This window comes from Leeuwenhoekiella palythoae (assembly GCF_900130045.1).
Lineage (GTDB): Bacteria > Bacteroidota > Bacteroidia > Flavobacteriales > Flavobacteriaceae > Leeuwenhoekiella > Leeuwenhoekiella palythoae.
In genome coordinates, this window is record NZ_FQXT01000002.1 from 222,826 (window position 1) to 241,550 (window position 18,725).

General features: G+C 39.7%; 18 protein-coding genes. 4 read left to right on the top strand and 14 right to left on the bottom strand.

The window, feature by feature from the left end:
• Positions 1-4: 4 nt before the first annotated feature.
• Together BUA96_RS04520 and BUA96_RS04525 are read right to left on the bottom strand one after the other, a co-directional pair.
• Positions 5-718, bottom strand: a complete 714-nt coding sequence (locus BUA96_RS04520) for an ABC transporter ATP-binding protein (protein ID WP_009781974.1) — start codon at positions 716-718, stop codon at positions 5-7.
• Positions 719-779: 61 nt separating this feature from the next.
• Positions 780-2,249 carry a DUF5687 family protein gene (locus BUA96_RS04525; protein WP_072981761.1) on the bottom strand — a complete coding sequence of 490 codons (1,470 nt, stop codon included), beginning with the start codon at positions 2,247-2,249 and terminating at the stop codon, positions 780-782.
• A gap of 104 nt (positions 2,250-2,353) precedes the next feature.
• On the opposite strand from BUA96_RS04525, the gene BUA96_RS04530 reads away from it, so the two are divergent.
• Positions 2,354-3,406: a ferredoxin--NADP reductase gene (locus BUA96_RS04530; protein ID WP_072980872.1), complete on the top strand. Its 1,053-nt coding sequence runs from the start codon at positions 2,354-2,356 to the stop codon at positions 3,404-3,406.
• 72 nt (positions 3,407-3,478) lie between these two features.
• Here BUA96_RS04530 and BUA96_RS04535 read toward each other — a convergent pair whose 3' ends face one another.
• The 6 genes from BUA96_RS04535 to BUA96_RS04560 form a co-directional block, all read right to left on the bottom strand.
• Complete coding sequence (locus BUA96_RS04535; protein ID WP_072980874.1) at positions 3,479-4,423, bottom strand: NAD(P)H-dependent flavin oxidoreductase; 945 nt, start codon at positions 4,421-4,423, stop codon at positions 3,479-3,481.
• 66 nt (positions 4,424-4,489) lie between these two features.
• The gene (locus BUA96_RS04540) at positions 4,490-5,530 is read right to left on the bottom strand and encodes a glycosyltransferase family 9 protein (RefSeq protein WP_072980876.1); all 1,041 of its coding nucleotides are present in this window, start codon (positions 5,528-5,530) and stop codon (positions 4,490-4,492) included.
• A 3-nt stretch (positions 5,531-5,533) separates the two neighbouring features.
• Complete coding sequence (locus BUA96_RS04545) at positions 5,534-6,148, bottom strand: DUF4254 domain-containing protein (RefSeq protein ID WP_072980878.1); 615 nt, start codon at positions 6,146-6,148, stop codon at positions 5,534-5,536.
• The gene (locus tag BUA96_RS04550) at positions 6,145-7,149 is read right to left on the bottom strand and encodes a DNA adenine methylase (protein WP_072980881.1); all 1,005 of its coding nucleotides are present in this window, start codon (positions 7,147-7,149) and stop codon (positions 6,145-6,147) included. The genes BUA96_RS04545 and BUA96_RS04550 overlap by 4 nt, the downstream gene beginning before the upstream one ends.
• Positions 7,146-7,826 carry a hypothetical protein gene (locus BUA96_RS04555; RefSeq protein WP_072980883.1) on the bottom strand — a complete coding sequence of 227 codons (681 nt, stop codon included), beginning with the start codon at positions 7,824-7,826 and terminating at the stop codon, positions 7,146-7,148. The genes BUA96_RS04550 and BUA96_RS04555 overlap by 4 nt, the downstream gene beginning before the upstream one ends.
• The gene (locus BUA96_RS04560; protein ID WP_072980885.1) at positions 7,778-8,710 is read right to left on the bottom strand and encodes a DUF6427 family protein; all 933 of its coding nucleotides are present in this window, start codon (positions 8,708-8,710) and stop codon (positions 7,778-7,780) included. Before BUA96_RS04560 ends, BUA96_RS04555 begins: the two co-directional genes overlap by 49 nt.
• An 81-nt stretch (positions 8,711-8,791) precedes the next feature.
• Here BUA96_RS04560 and BUA96_RS04565 point away from each other — a divergent pair, with 81 nt between their 5' ends.
• Complete coding sequence (locus BUA96_RS04565; RefSeq protein WP_009781986.1) at positions 8,792-9,007, top strand: DUF6341 family protein; 216 nt, start codon at positions 8,792-8,794, stop codon at positions 9,005-9,007.
• A gap of 61 nt (positions 9,008-9,068) precedes the next feature.
• Here BUA96_RS04565 and purD read toward each other — a convergent pair whose 3' ends face one another.
• Positions 9,069-10,340, bottom strand: coding sequence for a phosphoribosylamine--glycine ligase (purD, locus tag BUA96_RS04570; RefSeq protein WP_072980887.1), 1,272 nt, complete (start codon positions 10,338-10,340; stop codon positions 9,069-9,071).
• 70 nt (positions 10,341-10,410) lie between these two features.
• On the opposite strand from purD, the gene BUA96_RS04575 reads away from it, so the two are divergent.
• Positions 10,411-11,709: a phenylacetate--CoA ligase family protein gene (locus tag BUA96_RS04575; protein WP_072980889.1), complete on the top strand. Its 1,299-nt coding sequence runs from the start codon at positions 10,411-10,413 to the stop codon at positions 11,707-11,709.
• Here BUA96_RS04575 and BUA96_RS04580 read toward each other — a convergent pair.
• On the bottom strand, positions 11,706-12,476 hold the full coding sequence (locus tag BUA96_RS04580) for a glycosyltransferase family 2 protein (RefSeq protein ID WP_072980891.1): 771 nt from the start codon (positions 12,474-12,476) through the stop codon (positions 11,706-11,708). The two genes, BUA96_RS04575 and BUA96_RS04580, sit on opposite strands and share 4 nt — an antisense overlap.
• The gene (locus BUA96_RS04585; RefSeq protein WP_072980893.1) at positions 12,454-13,806 is read right to left on the bottom strand and encodes an exopolysaccharide biosynthesis polyprenyl glycosylphosphotransferase; all 1,353 of its coding nucleotides are present in this window, start codon (positions 13,804-13,806) and stop codon (positions 12,454-12,456) included. Before BUA96_RS04585 ends, BUA96_RS04580 begins: the two co-directional genes overlap by 23 nt.
• A gap of 200 nt (positions 13,807-14,006) precedes the next feature.
• Here BUA96_RS04585 and BUA96_RS04590 point away from each other — a divergent pair, with 200 nt between their 5' ends.
• Positions 14,007-15,086, top strand: a complete 1,080-nt coding sequence (locus BUA96_RS04590) for a glycosyltransferase (RefSeq protein ID WP_072981763.1) — start codon at positions 14,007-14,009, stop codon at positions 15,084-15,086.
• Here the strand turns inward: BUA96_RS04590 and BUA96_RS04595 are convergent.
• Genes BUA96_RS04595 through BUA96_RS04605 form a run of 3 tightly spaced genes read right to left on the bottom strand, consistent with a single transcriptional unit; the run spans position 15,067 to position 18,693 of the window.
• Complete coding sequence (locus BUA96_RS04595; protein ID WP_072980895.1) at positions 15,067-16,347, bottom strand: O-antigen ligase family protein; 1,281 nt, start codon at positions 16,345-16,347, stop codon at positions 15,067-15,069. The genes BUA96_RS04590 and BUA96_RS04595 overlap by 20 nt on opposite strands.
• On the bottom strand, positions 16,316-17,383 hold the full coding sequence (locus tag BUA96_RS04600) for a hypothetical protein (RefSeq protein WP_072980897.1): 1,068 nt from the start codon (positions 17,381-17,383) through the stop codon (positions 16,316-16,318). Before BUA96_RS04600 ends, BUA96_RS04595 begins: the two co-directional genes overlap by 32 nt.
• Positions 17,383-18,693 carry an oligosaccharide flippase family protein gene (locus BUA96_RS04605; protein ID WP_072980899.1) on the bottom strand — a complete coding sequence of 437 codons (1,311 nt, stop codon included), beginning with the start codon at positions 18,691-18,693 and terminating at the stop codon, positions 17,383-17,385. The genes BUA96_RS04600 and BUA96_RS04605 overlap by 1 nt, the downstream gene beginning before the upstream one ends.
• Between the last annotated feature and the right edge of the window lie 32 nt (positions 18,694-18,725).

The following is an 18,725-nucleotide window of genomic DNA, read 5'->3' on the forward strand; positions in this document are numbered from 1 at the left end:
GCTCCTACTCTACCAAAGGCTCCTCCTTGCTAAAATAGGCCTCAAGCTCTTTAAGCGTAGCTTCAGAAGTTTTGATGTCTTTTACAACACTTCCTTTTTCTAAGACTACAATGCGCTCGCAAACTTCGGTAACGTGCATCAGGTCGTGACTCGAGACCAAAACCGTAACACCGGTTTCTGCTGCCAATTTTTTGATGATGCCTTTTAGTCGTATTTGGGTGGTTGGATCCAAATTTGCAAAAGGTTCGTCAAGAATTACCACTTCAGGATTTCCGATCAAGGTTGCGACGATACCCACCTTTTTCATATTTCCTTTAGAAAGATCGCGTAGGTACTTGCGTTTATTTAAAATCTCATCATTAAAGAAATCTTCAAATCCGGCAAGCAACTTATCTACATCAGCTTTGTTCTGCCCGCGCAATTCTCCTATGAAATAGAAATATTCTTCCGCCGTGAGATAGCCAATTAAAAAACTCTCATCTATAAACGATGCCGTATGTGATTTCCAGGCTTCGCTCTCGTGTACTTTGACTTCGCCATTTTGAATATATCCCGTAGTAGGCTGAATCAAATCGAGCAATGCACTAAATAAAGTGGTTTTTCCGGCACCGTTATTTCCTACTAAACCAAAAGATTCGCCTTTAGGAATTTGAAGTTCGTCTATTTTTAAAACGGTAACGCCGTTGTAAGTTTTTGATAAATCGTGAATATGTATCATAATATCAATTTTTAGTGGTTAGTGAGGTTTTTCTCCCACAGGGAGGGATTGAGGAAGAGCCTTAGTTTTTCTGTTTGTAAGCTGCTATCGTTTTATATTTTTCGGTCTTGTAGATGCCAATAATCTTTTTGAACATAAAATCTCTAAACGCAAAACCGGCAATTCCGGCTAAAGCTACTAGCGCATAGCCAAATACGGGCCCGAGTGTAAAATGCCCTATGGTATACAGTACAATGGGCAATAACAGCTTCGGCATTGTGATCAATAAAGTTTTAACATTGAAAGAAGAACTATCGCCAAAGGCTTTTTTATTACTCGTCAAATCGATGGGTGTTTTGATATAAGCACCGCCCCAAAGCACCACGTGCCCGTTTACTCCCATATTGTAGATTCCGCCAACAAAAACAGCTGCATACGCTTCCCAACCAAAATATAAATAGCCCAAAGCTAGAATCGTAGAGATCCCCGAAGCTAACACGACAAGCATCCATTTAGACCGTAAATATTCTTCATAACTGATGTTTTGAGTCATCATAAGCGGATAGTACGAGCTGTCCCAACTGGGTACAAACTGCCCAAAACTGAACAGGAACCCACCGGTGACAAAGATCCCGGCAAAGATTTTCATAAACGGATTGTCGTAGCTGTCAATTCCGCCGGAGAAAAAGAGTAATCCATAGAATAAAAACAGGACGCTCATAATCACAGTAGTTTTTGAACGCTTGTTACGCTTAATAAGCTTAATATCATTTTTAAGGAAAATAGCCGTTTTACCAAAACGATCTAACCAATCTAGATTTTCGGTAGAAGCTTCTTTAGTTTTTGCTGAAAGTCCGGCGTCGAGGTACAGTCGGTTTAAGAAATAGCTGTGCGCCACTTTATACAACGCTATCGAGACTAAAACCGGAATGGCGAACATCCATAATTGTTCAAATAAACCTTGAAAATACACGCCAGTATACGGTGTAACATCAAAAATCCCGTAATACTGCAGCGCGCCTAGACCAATAAGCACCGAGGCTACGCCTACTACCAGCGGCATGGCGTCGTTCAAAAATACATTGATAAAGTTGTTGATGTAGATCATCGCCATCATTCCCAAATGCCAGGTGATCACGTGAAGCGGGTCATACCCCTGTGTCAACAACACCACGCTAAACGGAATAAAGAAAAATGCGTGCACAATGTTGAAAAATGAGAATATCGTTTTGCCCAATGCAAAGTTTACGATCTTCGATTTTTTAAACGGCATCAAAAGCAGCGGTTTAATATTAACCACCGGCATTTTTTGCAGCATATACTTAATCACCAGATCAAGCACCACATAATAAATCATAAAGCGATTTACGGTTTCTAGTGGCTCTAGACCGGCTTTTTCAAGACCAAAATAAGCACCAACACCCGCCAGTGTAAAAAGTCCAATAAAATATAGCGCTCCCAGCGCCATAAAGATTTTTAGAATAAGATTGGTCTGAAAAGCGGCAGATCTAAAAAAACTCTTCCACTCGAGTGTGAGGAAATATTTTATCATAAAGAATTGATTTTCTGTGTGGGCACACCTCATTGGTATGAAAATTATAAAAATGTTACGTTGCAAAACCGCATCGCTTTGTATTTTTGCCAAAATTTTATTCAATGAGCGATTTTCACGCACTTACTATTCAAGACATTACCCGCGAAACTCAGCAAGCTGTAAGCATCACTTTTGGTGTGCCTAATGCTTTAAAAGAGGCATTTACTTTTAAAGCCGGTCAATACATCACCTTAAAAACCAAAATTGATGGCAAAGAAGTGCGCAGAGCCTACTCGCTGTGTTCTACACCAAAAAGCGGAAACTTAAAAGTTGCGGTGAAAGAAGTTCAAGGAGGTACATTTTCTGTGCTGGCAAACAATAAATTGACTGTAGGAGAATCATTAGAAGTGCATCCACCGGAAGGAAAGTTTATTGTTGAGCCTAACGGCGAAAATCAAAAAGATTACGTGGCTTTTGCCGCAGGAAGCGGAATCACACCCGTACTTTCTATCGTAAAAACCGTTCTTGAAGAAGAGCCTAAAAGTCGTTTTGTGCTTGCTTACGGAAACAGAACCGTTGAAGAAACCATTTTTCATAAAGAGCTTTTAGAGCTTCAATTGAAGTACCCTGACCGCTTATTCATCGAATTCATCTACAGCCGGAAGCAGGAAACCGATGCGCATTTTGGCCGAATTGAAAAGGCTACTGTAAATTTTGTGCTGAAGAATAAGTTTAAAGCACATGATTTTGATCAGTATTTCCTTTGTGGACCAGAAGAGATGATCAACGGAGTACGTGGCGTTCTAGAAGAAAACGGCGTAGCTAAAGAACAAGTAAAGTTTGAGTTGTTTACTTCATCAGATGATGGCGAGGAGATTGCCGAAGCTTTAGACGGACAAACAACGCTAAAAATTGTTTGCGATGACGAAGAGTTTGAGTTGGTGATTCCTCAGGATAAAATTATTCTTGACGCCGCATTAGACAATGATATTGACGCGCCACACTCATGCCAAGGTGGTATTTGTAGTAGCTGCATTGCTCGCGTAACTGAAGGAACCGCAGTAATGCGTAAAAACCAGATCCTTACCGACGATGAAGTTGAAGAAGGACTCATTTTAACCTGCCAAGCGCTGGCAACCTCAGCTAATTTGGTAGTAGATTATGACGATATATAAGAACTTGCATTATTAAGCGAAAATCCCCTGAACATTTGAAATGTTCAGGGGATTTTTTAGTTTGAATAGATTCTAAATGAAACGCCTAATAATTTTTTCTACCGGTTCTATGGCTTTGCTGTGCTCGATAGTTGGCCCCGCGACCCAAATGGTTTTATACGTAGCTTCGGTTGCGGCTTTGGTAACCATATTGGTTCCTTTCAAGAAGCGGAGCATTTTTACGTACTTCTTCAACCATTTATTTTTATTGAGAATCTTTTCGAGCCAGGTTTGCTCAGTGCCTATTTCTTGTACATACGGCGTATTGATGACCGTACACGGCGTTCCGCTGATTTTTTGAGTAAGCACAATATCTTCAGCTCCATAATTCACACAGGCCTCTTTATACTCTTTAGAAACCCCCGCTTCTTCTGAAGCAATAAACGGACTCCCAACACTTACGCCAACTGCTCCAAAGCTTAGTTTTTCTTCAAGTTGAGTTTTAGTTCCTACGCCACCCGCTGAAATTACCGGAATCTTTAAAGCTGCGTTTAGTTCTTCTATTAATTGTTTTGGAGCAATATTGCCACGGTGACCGCCGGCCTCATTGTTTACGGCAATAACCGCATCACAGCCCAAAGCCTCTACTTTTTTGGCTTGCTCAAGGTTAACAATATCGCAAAACACCAGAATCCCCTTTTTATGAGCTTCTTCAATGACTTGTTTGGGATTACCCAAAGAAGTAATGATAAAATCACAACCTAGCTCGCAGCAGACCTTGAGTTGCTCGGGGAATTTCAGATTTGATTTATTGACGATTAAATTGAAACCAAACGCTCCACCTTCGGTTTTAGCGGTCTTCAATTCGGTTAGGGCTTCTCGTAATTCGGGTAAGGTGCGGTAATTCAACGCTGGAATACAACCCGCGATTCCGGCTTGCATTGCGGCTTTTACCATAGCAACGTTAGACACCAAAAACATAGGCGCCATAATGATTGGATGTTTGATATTTAGTAGTTGCGTAAGCGGCGTTTTCATTAGCGAAATTTAGAAAAGAAAGATACCTAAATATTGTACGCTAACGCGAAAAGCTTGAAATGAAAACTAATCTAAAATCTCCGAAAGCCGCTGAAGCACAGTCTCCGGCTGAATGCTATGCATCGCGCGTTCATAGCCTTCAGGAACTTTGTTTCCGTATGCTGAAGTGGGTATTGCTGGGAACTTTTTACGATCTGCGGTAATTTGGTTTTCCTCCGGCTGCCCATAGGGTGCAAAGCCCAAATACGGGTGCGTAACGCCCCAAAGCGTCACCACAGGAACGCCAAAAAGCGCAGCCATATGACCATTGCCGCTATCCATCGCGAGCATCGCATCAAGATGGGAGATCAAAGCTAATTCTTCTTTAAAACTGAATTTACCCGCGACATTTATGCAATTCTCATATTTGGCAGCAAAGGAATTCAGCAGCTGCTCTTCTTCCTTTCCTCCTCCAAAAAGAATGATTTTTAACGGGTTTTTATTTAAACTAGACAGTACTTGATCTATCAGGTGTAAAGGATATTTCTTACCCTCGTGAGCTGCAAAAGGTGCAAAACCCAACCATTTGTATGGCTCTTGACCTATGGCTTTCTGTATCGTGTCGTTAAGCTTACGCTTCGGTAGCAACTCATCTCCTTTTAATTGCACCGGGAAGCCCAAAGCTCCAAACACATCAGCATAACGCTGATGCGTGGTTTTAAGCGGTTTAAAAACTTTATCTGTTTCTCGTGTAAGTGCTTTTTTTTCGGCTCTACCTTTATCTATTTGTGCTGTTTGACTTCCGCGTAAGCGAAAAAAAGACAACAACACTTTAGACCGAATCACATTATGTAAATCTGCAATTGCAGTAAATTGTTCGGGTTTAAGTGCTTTATAAAGTTTATATAAACCGGCAACGCCTTTGAATTTGGTTTTTACCTCGGCACCAAAAAAATGCACGCGCTCAATTCCTAAGAAAAAAGGCTCAAAAAAAGGTTTAGAAACCACCGTGATTTCCAGCTTTGGATAAGCGCGCGTTAACGCGATTAGCACGGGTACGGTCATCGCCACATCGCCCATCGCTGAAAACCGAATGCATAAAATATGCGCTGCTTTTGGAGAAGGCATCAACTACTTTTTTGCTTGCCCGCGTAGTACCGGATTGAGCTCGTCGTCGTTGTACATTTTCATCTGCTTATAGACTTTCATGTACTTATCACCGTTGCGAATATCCTTGATCAATTGGTCTATTGCTGTACATAAATCGGTACGCTGCTCTAGTAAAACATCAAGCTTTTGCTGGCAGGCCAATTTGTGCTCTTGAGAAGCATCTTCGCGCGTAGCTTCTTCCTCCATATGATAGATCTTAAGCGTTAAAATTGCCAAACGATCTAAGGCCCACGCCGGACTTTCGGTATTGATTATAGCAGATTCTTTAGGCTCAATGTCTTTATATTCATTCAGAAAATAGCTGTCAATATACTCGACCATATCGGTACGCTCTTGGTTCGACGCATCAATCTGACGTTTCAATTTCAGCGCTGCTTCAGGATCAATTTGCGGATCACGTATAATGTCTTCATAGTGCCACTGCACGGTATCAATCCACGCTTTACGATAAAGTAAGTGTTCTAAAAAGTCAACGTCAGTATCATAAGGATTGCTAAAGGGTTGATCAACGCGATCTTTGATGTGGTAATCGTCAACGGCGCTCTGAAATATACGTTTTGCGGTATGAGTAATCATTTCTGGTGTTTTTCTAAAATGTGTAAATATTCGGTGGTGGCGTTTGCTTTATGGTTTCTGTTTTCGGTTTTGTCAGCCTTAAAACGTTGATATTCTTTGGTGACCAAATCATATTTTCCGTAGCGCTGCATAATTTCTTTTACTGTTGCAGCAGGCATCAATCCTTCGTTATTATAACTTAAAAACAGAGTTTTAAAGCGCGCTTTTGCGATGAGTTCTTCAAAGCTATTTTCAACTTCAAGCTTACTGCAAAAAGCACTTTTTGTATACGCTCGTAAACCGGTTTTTCCTTTGGGTACAAAGGTATCTTTTTTTGCAATAGTATTGAGCACATGATAATTAGCTCCATATTGCCTGGCGTTGTATGGCGGGTCGAGATACAAGATATCTCCCTCAATATCATTAATCAACGCGTTGCTGTTGGTGTTGTAAACGGAATGACTTCCCGCAGTGATCTCAAAATTAGCCGGTGCTAATTCTAAAGTTTTTTGTGCCGATTTTTTAAGCTTTTTAAGGTAAGCGCCATAAACCGAAGCAGTATTGGCAACCTTATCAGCACTTTCTAACAAACTTGCTAAAAGGAAAAAATAAGTGTCTTCATCGATTCTGGACTGCTCCAACCACTCCTCGATTTTAGCCCGAATCGCATCAATTTTCTGACCGTTTTCTGCGGAAAAATAAAGTCGGTTTTCTGAACCGGTCTCACTATACTGATGAAAGATAAAGCCTTTTCTAGAAGGAATTTCATTAAGCTCTTCAATCAAAGCTGAAGCGTCAATTGCTGAATTATTCCCGATGTAATTTCGGTTTAAAACATAGCTATAAAACTCCAAGTCGTTTGCAATAACACTTTTTAAATAAGGTTTAAACGTGCGTCCCACGGCTCCGGTTCCGGCAAAAAGATCACAAAACACCAACTGAGAAAGATCATCGCCGCACACGACTTTAATGTTCTCTAGCAGCCAATCTGAAAGTTTATGTTTTGAACCGATATAATTCATCGTGTCGCCCAGATGATGTCTGAAAGGGCCGTTTTATTTGTTGCGGTGGTGACGCTAATTAATTTTTCGGGCTCAAAAGTACTCACATAATTTTCAATTAAAGCCCGAAGCCAAGAAATTTCAGCTTTCAATTTATAATGCTCGCCGTTGGCGGCAAACACCACCAGAAACAGTCTGTTTTCCAAATGGAAACGTCGTCCTTTGCTTTGGTTTTTATAAAGCCACTTTATAAGCATTTCAGGATACTTTTGTGCATCGGCAAAATCCTTTTGAAAACCTTTGGGAAATTTGGTGGTTTTTAAGTCAAAACTAATTCCTTGGATACTGAAGTCTTTAAGACGATCTTTTTCATTTAAAACCGCATTTACATTAGGTTGATCAATAAAAAGCTGCTCTACCGCTCGTGCGCTCCAGTAATTGTACCAGCGATTTAAACTGTAGTAGAAAAATTCCTTTTTATTAAACTGATTGTGCTGTAGCTGACTTTTAATGCGTTCTATGAGCTCGTCAAAATCCTGTATGTTGTAAATAAAATTGCTCTGATTATCCCAGATGTTATTTTGCCTTCTAAACCAAACATCTCTGTATGGCCAGCGCTTTTTGAGTTCGTTTTCTATATGTTCTAAAACTACACGCGCCAAAATATTAAAAGAATTGGAATAAGAAGTGCTAGCCACATCATCATCTCTTTAAACCAAAAACTCTTGCTGGTTTCTATGTAGGTGGCCGTGATGATCGCAAGCGGTCCAAAAAGAAAGTACAGCTCACTTCCATCGCGTAAAGGAGCTACAAAAATTGCTATAAACAGCGCTACAAGCGAACTAATTATAATCAGAATGAACGAGGCTTTTAGCTTTTGAGGAGCATCAGAAACTTGTTTAATGTAGCGCAAACCGCACCAAATATAAAGTGCTAGAAAAAAGGACGTAGGCAACAGTAGCTTCAAAGAGCTATACGCTCTAAAATCTAGCGTTGGTAATTCAAAATAACTTAAAGCAAACTCCTTTGCACCTTCATAGTATAAACTGAATGTAAACGTGAGTAGCAGTACGACAAAGATTCCGCCAAGGGGCATTAGCCAGTTTCGGTATTCGCTTCGGCCGTAAAATAAAATCGAAAAATAGAGCACAACCAGAAATAGGATGCTCCAAAAGAAAAACAAGGATGCGATGGTGATCCAAAAAGCCGCATCAAAGACTTTCTTTTTAAAATCTTTTTCTGTTTTCATACTGATGATGCGCCGCAAAGCCAGCAAAACAAAAAGCCCTGAAAATACGATATCGTAGTTGAAAAAAGAAACCGGAACGGCAAAAGTGAAACACACAAAGAAGTACAAAATATAGGTCGTTCGCTTAGAAAGTGTATTGCGTTTTACCACAAAATTGAGCACTCCCAAAGAGAACAAATAAGCTAGAAGCACAAAAAACTGACCTAACGCCTCTAATGAAGTAAACTCATAAACATCTGATACCAGATAGAATCCTGTGAAGTAAACGATGACTGCCAATACAATCATCGCAAAATTTATTGGTTTTGAACCGCCGAAAAAGCTTGTTAGCATTTTAGTTTTTTCTATTTTTGCACAGCACACGTCAAAATTAAGGGTGTGACCGTGGTAATCACGTTGTAAAAGTATACAATTATGGAATTGAAAGATTTATTTTACGGTATTCAAGATTTTTTTGTCAACGTTGCTTTTGCACCGTTAGATGCAATTCGTGAATTGCAAGACAGCAGCTGGGTTGCCGCAAACCTTCTTAACTTTGTTTTTATTATTATCGTATCGGTAGCGTTTACTTACTGGTGTGTACAACTTAATAAGTTTGACAAAGACGAGCATCACAACATTCACGGTTAATCACCAACCGTTTTAGATATAAAAAAGCCTGCTATTCAGCAGGCTTTTTTATGCGTGATTTTTAAAGATCAAAGCCAATATCTTTGCGATAATTCATTTTATCAAACTTGATCTTCTCAATATTTTTATAGGAATTTTTAAGTGCTGCCCTAAAGTCGGCATCTAGCGAAGTAACCGCCATCACACGGCCTCCGGCAGTAACCACTTCTCCGTCTTTTAAAGTCGTTCCGGCGTGAAATACCAAAACATCTTCAACTTCTTCAGTCCCTGTGATCATTTTTCCTTTTTCGTAAGCTTCAGGATAACCACCACTCACGAGCATTACTGTAGTTGCAGCACGTGCATCAAGATCTAAAGTAACCTCGTCAAGCTTTTGCGCTGCCACTTTTTCAAAAACCTCAACAAGATCATTCTTGATACGTGGCAGCACCACTTCGGTTTCAGGATCGCCCATACGTACATTGTATTCGATCACTTTAGGCTCGTCCCCTACTTTGATCAAACCAATAAAAATAAAGCCTTTATAATCTATGTCTTCAGCTTTCAAACCATCTACCGTTGGCTTAATGATTCGGTTTTCTATTTTTTCCATAAAGGCATCATCAGCAAAAGGCACGGGAGAGATCGCTCCCATTCCGCCGGTATTTAAACCTTTATCTCCTTCTCCAATACGCTTATAATCTTTTGCTGTTGGCAAAGTGATGTAATTTTTACCATCGGTCAATACAAAAACGCTGAGTTCGATTCCGTCAAGAAACTCTTCAATCACCACGGTTTCACTAGCTGTGCCAAATTTTTGATTGGTCAACATATCGGTCAATTCCGCTTTTGCTTCCTCGAGATCATTCAAGATCACCACTCCTTTTCCGGCTGCAAGACCATCAGCTTTAAGAACGTATGGTGCATTGAGTTTTTCTAAAAATGCCTTTCCCGCCTCCAAACTTTCGGCTTTAAAGCTTTCGTAAGCAGCAGTTGGGATATCATACATCGCCATAAATTCTTTAGCGCGCTCTTTGCTTCCTTCAAGTAAAGCCCCTCGTTTTGACGGACCAATAACTGCTATTTCGCTTAATTCCTTATCATTTTGAAAGAAATCGTAAACCCCTTGAACCAATGGATCTTCAGGACCTACAACCACCATTGTGATTTGCTCATCCAGAACCAGTTTTTTGATCGCTTCAAAATCGGTCACGCCAATGGCAACATTGGTTGCTATACCTGCTGTGCCGGCGTTTCCGGGAGCTACAAAAAGACGCTCACATTTTGAACTTTGTGCAATTTTATAGGCAAAAGTGTGCTCACGGCCACCAGAACCCAGAATGAGGATATTCATCGTAATAGCTTAAGATTTGTTTAAGCGTCAAAAATAAATGTTTGTAAATTGACCTACTAATTTTAGTCTTGTGAATTTAATCAACCTCAGCCTGCACCTTAATGGTTATGCTATTGCTACTGCGCAGAAGCAACTTCAGGAACTCAAACAACAGGTTGAACATAATTATGCCGCTTATATTGAAACGAAAAAGACCGAAATTTTAAAGCATCATTTAAAAAACACCCCTTTTTACAAGAACTTAGTAGGTGATCAATACCAGACTTGGGAAGACTTACCGGTTTTAACGAAGCAGAATTTACAACAAGCTTTAAAAAGTAGATTATCTAAAGAGTTTTCAACTAAAAACGTACACGTTCATAAAACTTCAGGATCTTCCGGAACGCCTTTTATTTTTGCAAAAGATAAGTTCTGTCACGCGTTAACCTGGGCTTCTATCACTCAGCTTTATTCAACTTCGGGAATCGATTTACACAATTCGTATGAAGCGCGATTTTATGGAATTCCCAAGCACGGCGCTGCCCGATTGAAAGAGCGTTTGAAAGACAGATTAAGCAATCGCTATCGATTTTCAATTTTTGACACTTCGGATGCCAATTTTGAAAGCTTCATCTCAAGATTTAAAAAAGAACCATTTGGCCATTTAAATGGCTACACAAGCGCTTTGGTACTTTTTGCACGGTATCTAGCTGGAAAAAAGCTCGTTTTAAAAGACCTCTGCCCGAGTCTTACGCATTGCATAGCTACTGCCGAAATGTTGTTTAAAGAAGATATTGAACTGCTTCAGAAGCAGTTTGGCGTGCCGGTGATCAATGAATATGGCGCTTCAGAAACCGGAATCATTGCTTTAGGAAAAGCCGGGGACATCCTTCATATTGACTCGAGTTTACTCTATGTCGAGATTCTTGATGAGGTCAACAGACCAGTCGATCCGGGCACTTCGGGGAAAATCGTGGTTACTTCGTTATTCAATAAGGCGCATCCATTTATCAGGTATGAAATTGGCGATCTCGGTGTTTTGTCCTATCAAAACGGCTTGTCAGTTCTCACGAAATTAGAAGGTCGCGTGGGTGATTTTGCGCTGCTTCCTGACGGAAAAAAAATTCCGGCTTTGGCGTTTTACTATGTGACTAAAGAAATTATGAACGATACGGCGAGCGTAAAAGAATTCAAGATCATTCAGAATAAACCGAATCATTTCAGTATCAATTATGTTGCAGATGCTGAATTTTCTACTCAGGATGTTGAAAAGATCAAGCGCGCTATGCTGAATTATTTAGGCACAGAAATTCAGCTTTCTTTCAATAAAAAACCCATTCTTGACCGAAGCAAGCGCGGGAAATTAAAACAGTTTACCAGAACGTTTTAATTGCGGTATTTTACAAAACCTTTATACGCCCAGCACATCAAATAGTTGGCAGACGCAAATACTGATAATTGCTCAACCTCCCGATAAAATTTCCACTGATGTTTGATCAATCCGGTTTTATTGCGCGAAAGTGAATTCCGTCGAATACGGTAAATTGCCAAGGGTTCTTGAATACCGTATGCATAATCGATTTTCTTTAAATATTGCAGCCACAACCCCATATCCTGGCGTTTTTTGATAAGCGGCATATATTTTTTACCCAAAACCTCGATATCGAGAAAAGCCGTCAAACAACTTATAGCATTGCTTTTTAAAATATCAGTATAACTCACCTTTCTAGGAACAATAAAATCTGAGAGATAAGGCTCTAAATTTTCATCTAGGCGTTTATAAGAAGCGAACACAAACGGATGCTTTTTTGCTTCGATGATACTTCGCTCTAAAAATTTGGGAAACCAGAGATCATCGGCATCTAGAAAGGTCAGGTATTTTCCTCTAGCCTTTTGAATACCCAGATTACGAGCGTGTGCGGGACCTTTATTTTCGCTAAGCGCAATGCAGTCAATACGGAAATCTTTTTCTTGTAATTTTTGAACACAGGCAACCGTCTCGTCTGAAGAAGCATCATCAATAATGAGCAATTCCCAGTCGGTCACGGTCTGTTTTTGAACAGAGGCGATGGTTTCTGAAATAAACTTTTCAGAATTATAACAGGGGGTTACAATAGAAACTAACGGCCGGGCATCAATAGGCTTTTTTATCGCCATAAATCACTTGAAAAAATGTTTTTGCTATAATACGCAGATCCATCAGGATAGACCAGTTTTCAACGTAAAAGATATCAAAACGCACCCTACTTTTGATATCATGTTCGGTTTCAATTCCGCCACGATACCCGCTCACTTGAGCGAGACCGGTGATTCCCGGTTTTACCAGATGCCGTACCATAAATTTATCTATTTGCTGTTTAAACGAATGGGTATGGCTCACCATATGCGGCCGCGGACCAACAACAGACATATCGCCGAGCAATACATTATAAAATTGCGGTAACTCGTCTATACTCGTTCTTCTTAAAAATTTACCCAGTTCAGTAGTACGCATATCATTTTTACTCGCTTGTTTGTCGTTTGCATCTTTATTGATGGTCATGGACCTGAATTTGTAGCAATAAAACTCTTTGCCATCAATACCGTTACGCTTCTGTTTAAAAAACAAAGGGCCTTTTGAGGTCAAGGGAATTATAAGTGCCAAAATTGGCGTCAACCACGATAAAATCCCTAAGATCACCACTAGTGAAAACACGATGTCTAATAAGCGCTTTAAAAACAAGTTAATAGGGGTATCTATAGGCAGCGTGCGCAACGCCAGTATAGGCGTAATACCGTAGTATTGAAAGTCCATCTTCTTGGTAAAAATATCCTTATTGTCCGGTAAGAATTTCAATGCGATGAGATTATTATCAGCAAACTGAATCAGTTCTTGAATTTCCTTGTTTTTCAATTCGGCGACCGAGCAATAGATTTGATGAATTCTTTGGCCAATAGCAAATCGCGTCACCTCTTCCAGCTCGATGGTATCAAGGCGAAGATCAAAATTGGCGATAAACTGAAAGCCATACGCCGGATTAAAATTGAAGAAGTTTTTGAGTTGCTCGGTTTTTGCGTTTCGGCCCACGATAATTACTCTAATAGTATCTCTTCCAAGCTGCTTTCTAAACTTTTTTCGCAGATTAAAAACCACAAGCTTTAAAAGCGCTATAAAACCTATGCTGAGACACACATATTCTAGAACAGCAGAAGCAACTACATCGATTTCGTTGAAGATTCCAAAAAAAGAAAAACAACAAACTAAAAGAAGAAACGCCTGCTTGAGCACCAAGCCTAAAATATTTACCAATGGCGTAAACCTATATACTTTGTAGAAACCAATTCCCACGGATGTAATCAGCCAACTGAAAATTAAAAAAGGAATAAAATAAGTGTATTCTGCTTTTGAAAATTCAAACAAAAGCGCACACAGCATCAAAATGAGAAGATCACAAAAACCAACTAGGGGTTGAAGGACAAAACTATGTTTCGTTCCATTTTCGTTCATACAAATTCGGTTAGTTGAGCTGACTTGGGACAGAGTCAACTGGACAAATTTAGCAAACAAGTTGAGTGCTACTTGAGGAGTATTCTTAAAATTTTTATAAAGCGCATCTCTAAGTAATGGCTTTAGATAATGGTTTAATTGAATTTATGATGCTATCTTGCTATCCTTCAAAAGCGCTAAAACACCCCAAGTTACTGCTCATGAGTACATTAAAAATCGTTCACATTGTGGAAGCCTTGGGTGGTGGTGTTTACACATATTTTAAAAACCTCACTCAGGTTTTATGCGAAGCACCAGATCTAGAGGTAACAGTGATTTACAGCGGAAATCGAGATGAAATCAACAACGATCAGGTCGCTGCTGATTTTCATCCTAAAACCCGCTTGATCTGTATCTCAATGCATCGCGAAATACGTTTTAAAGAAGATTTTAAGGCGTTTAAAGCACTCAAAACTACCTTGAAGCAAATTGAGCCTGATGTGCTTCACTTGCATTCTTCAAAATCGGGTATTTTGGGTAGGTTTGCCTATTTATTTTCTCCGCGTTTAAAAGCAAAACTCTTTTATACCCCACACGGATTTTCTTTTCTTCGGAAGGATATTAGTAGTATAAAACGTCATTTATTTTTTAGTATTGAGTTTTTAAGTCAGAAGCTTACCGGCGGAACGCTAATCGCTTGCGGCGATACCGAATTGCGCTATGCTAAGAAAATTGGTCCGGCGCTTTTAGTGCGCAATGGTATTCAGCAACTGGGGCTAACAAACTTTGAGAAACAACACCGGCCGCAAATTAAATGTATAGGAACTTTAGGCAGAATCACCTACGCCAGAAATCCGGCCTATTTTAATCAGCTCGCACTAAACCATCCTGAGCTCGAATTTTTATGGATTGGTGATGGTGAATTGCGTCATCAACTCACCGCGCCCAATATTTTCATTACCGGTTGGTTTAATAACTATGAGCAAGGCTTGCAAAAGCTAGAAGCATTAGACCTTTATCTTCAGACCTCCTTGTGGGAAGGTTTGCCTATTGCGATTTTAGAAGCTTCCGCCCGGGAAATTCCCATTGTCGCCACAAATATTATTGGAAATAAAGACATTGTTGCAGACGGAAAAACCGGCTTCCTCTTTGATGCTGAACACGAATTTGACCAGATTTTACAAAAATCTAAAAATCAATCTACACGAATAGTATTGGGGAACGCTGCCAAGAAACGCACGGCAATTTTATTTAACAGCGAGGTGAATTTTGAAAAGCTTATTAGGCTTTATCGAGCTTAATATCCAGCGCATTTTTAGTAAAAATCGACAACCATAGTGCGCTAAACACGATACCATCAAAACGTATTAGAAAATCATCCACCAGGTTTGCTGTCAAAAACAGTACAAAGAAAAACACGCACAAAATCTGCCGAGAGCTAAACCCGATATACGCAAACAGGCCAATATAAACCGCAACGACAAGCAGTCCTAAAATCCCAAATTTGATCCAGAAATCAAGAAATTGATTATGCACCGGAAACTTATATTTTGCTAAAAACTGCTGATTGGTTGCTTCAAATTTATTGATCACTGCTTGTTTTCCATCGGCGGCTCCTACGCCTATCACCGGGTGTTCTAAGGCTACGTCAAGACTGGTTTTCCAGATACTCAAACGGGTTACAAGACCATTATATGCAGAAGCTTCCGGATTTTCAAGGCTATCTAGTTTTCCTACTTTATCAAGGTGCGCAAAAGTCACTTCAGAAAATTTTTCGACACTGTAAGGAAAGATTTTTACAAATCCGTAGGAAAGTAATGCAAACCCGAATACCCCGATGACAAGCCGTTTGAGTAAGCCTTTTGTTTTCAATTTTCGCACATCTGCCAGACTTATTAAAATGATTCCGAAGAACGCATTTACAATAGCTAGCCTTGTATTTATATACTGCAGCAGTATCACTGAAATTAAAAAGAACACCAAGCGCCAGATCACGTGAGTTTTTCTGATCTGCCCTAAAGCTTCTTTAAAAAAATAAAAGTTGATCACTACTACAAAAGCAACGTGCATATTGAGTGCCGGAGCGTGCATCTTTATGGAGCGCGCGAAGGCATAACCCATTTCCCAAAGATCAACGCCGTTAAGATATTTGCTGAATAATTCTGGTTCAATTATTGCAAACCTCATCAAACACAGACTTAAAATTGCAGTTGTCGCCAGTGCGTAATATCTGAGAATAAGCACCGTATTAAAACGGTGGTTTTGACTTAAAATAAAAAAGGGAAGCAAAAGCAGGCTTAACCGCTTTTCGCCATGTTTTATACCTTCAGCAATACTGGTGTTATTCCATAAAAACAAGAGATCGAGTATAAAGGGTGCAGCGATTAAAAACATAAAAAAAACGCGGCGTCGAGTGAACTTCAGCTGGTTGAAGAATACGAGATTATACACGGCAAACAAGATCAATAACACCGTAGCCGGAATTCGAAAAGGAATTGATACGGCTAGAATTGTGAGCCACGCATTGTAGCTAAACCGGTATGTTCTTTCTGAAACTATCATAATACAATGCGACGTAAATAAATGGTAAGATGCCAATTTTATGCTTAACCGCCGAACCTAGATCGGGTTCAAAAACACCTTGGATGATAAAATAGGCAAAAACGAAGTAAAACGCCCAAAGCTCATACCGGTAAGCGTTTTTATTACTGAGACAATTTTTGAACAAATACAACAAATACAGAGAGAGTATCAATTGCCAGAAGACAAAAAGTACAATTTGAGGCCGAAATAGATGTTTCAAGCCATTTACAGGTACATTTACCGAAGCAAAACCATAAAGAATACCATAGGCCTCTCCGTACCATGTTTCGGGGTCTATAGGCGATATAATAACCGAATTGGTTGCTTCTTCGCCCAAACGCTCTTCATTGAGGGCTTCGCGCGTGCTTTGCGACAGGTATTCTCCTTTTACCATTCCGTAGGAAAGGCTTATAAAAATCACCATAAGTAGTCCGGAGCAAATGCCTGTGAGGGCTTTGCGCTTAAAACTGATCAAGGTTATTAAATAAATAACTCCTGCAACTATGGGAATCAAAACATAATACGGCCGATACCAAATACCGAAAAAGAAAAGCCCCAAAACGATTAAAGTAAGAGTAGTTCGCAGACTCCACCTGCGCTTAATCAATAGCCAAGGCATCCAAGCGATAAATAGAAAGGTGATAAATTCTTTGGAAGGCATTGAGATGAAAAACGCCAGCATAAGCACTAAAGAGTAGGCCAAAATATTACGTACCGTAAGTTTAGCAAACTGTTCTGGAATCCCGATTTTATAAATTACCCAAAGCAAAATAGGAAGTTGAATAATTGCAACAAGTTCAAAAGGTAAACTGCCTAAACCCGTCTTATCATAAATCAACATCGTCACCGGGTAGCTACGCCAAAAGCCTTTTTCATTGTAAAAATCTTCGGCAATAACGATGGCATCAAAAAAGAAACGTTCGGGAAGATAACTTGGTGCCAATACTCCCAATACGACAACTACCAGCCCTAAAAGGAGGTAAAGCAAGGTAGATCTTGGGATAAGCAATCTCATTAGTGTAAAAACAATTTAATTCGGTCTTTTTTATAGACCCAAATCACAGCGCAGCCGTTCCAGAATATCACACTAAATGCTGAAGCAACTGCAGCTCCCAGCATCCCATATTTCGGGATAAGTATCGCATTTATAATCGCGTTGATCACCACAGCAATGATCAGGATATATTGTAAAACCACTTGTTTTTTAGTCATATTGAGATACACTTGAGTGACGCCAAACAACGTACTCATAAAATGCCCGGCGATCAATATACGCAATGCCGGAACGGCTTCTTGATATGCGGCACCAAAAACGCCAAGAATTTCTGCCGCAAAAACAAATAAAATTACCGAAAGTCCTAATGCAAGACCTACAATAACCCGTACTCCTTTTTTTAAAACAGCTTGTAAGGCGACTTGATCGGTCACAAATAAATCGGCAATTCGTACCGATAAGTACGAACCCATAACATTGATTAAAGTTGAGATCAAAAAGATGATTTTTATCGAAGTTCCGTAATACGCTAAAGTCTCAAAATTGGTGTAGCGCTTTAAAAAAAAGACATCAATACTGATGAGTAAATAAAAACCAAAAGCACTTATCGTAATAGGAATCGTAGCTTTTAAAACGGTTTTAAATCGTATGGATGTTTGCCTAGAAACCACGGGATTCAAGCGTTTATACTTTATGTAAACCTCCAATCCTGAGAGCAACGCGCAAAAGAGAAAACTCAGTAAAAAAACCTCAACGACATAGTCGTGCTTATTAAACAGGAAAAGAATTAATAGACCAAAACCAAAAGGCAATTGTTTTAAAATACCGCGATATAACTCAGACTTCTCGTGCAGGTCAAAAGCTCTGAAAAATTCGGTATTGAAGAGTGTCACCGCATAAAAAAATAAGCAGAAGCCCATTTTGATCAATAAAGTTCCTGACCTCTGATCGTTAAAAAACAAATTGTAATATTCTTTCGGAATTACTAAAATGATCCCCAATAAAACGATGGAAACTCCAAGAAGTAACGCGAGCATTTTTAGGTAGACTTGAAACAAAGTACCTGCCTGCTCAGGTTTTGAAAACCTTCCTGAAAAAAACAAAATGGATTGATCTGTTCCTAGTAGCGTAACACCACCGATCAAGAATAAAGAGGAACGTGTAAATTCATAGGCGCCTACGACTTCAGCTGAATAGAAATTTGTTAGATAAAGTGTGATTCCAAAGAGGAAAATCACGCCCAAAACCCGTAAAATAAGAACGCGCAGCGCACCACCAAGCACATTATGCAGGTTAAATCTATTGAAGTATTCCTGAAGTTTTTTAACCATAAATACATTTCAACAGTTGGGGATAGCAGGTT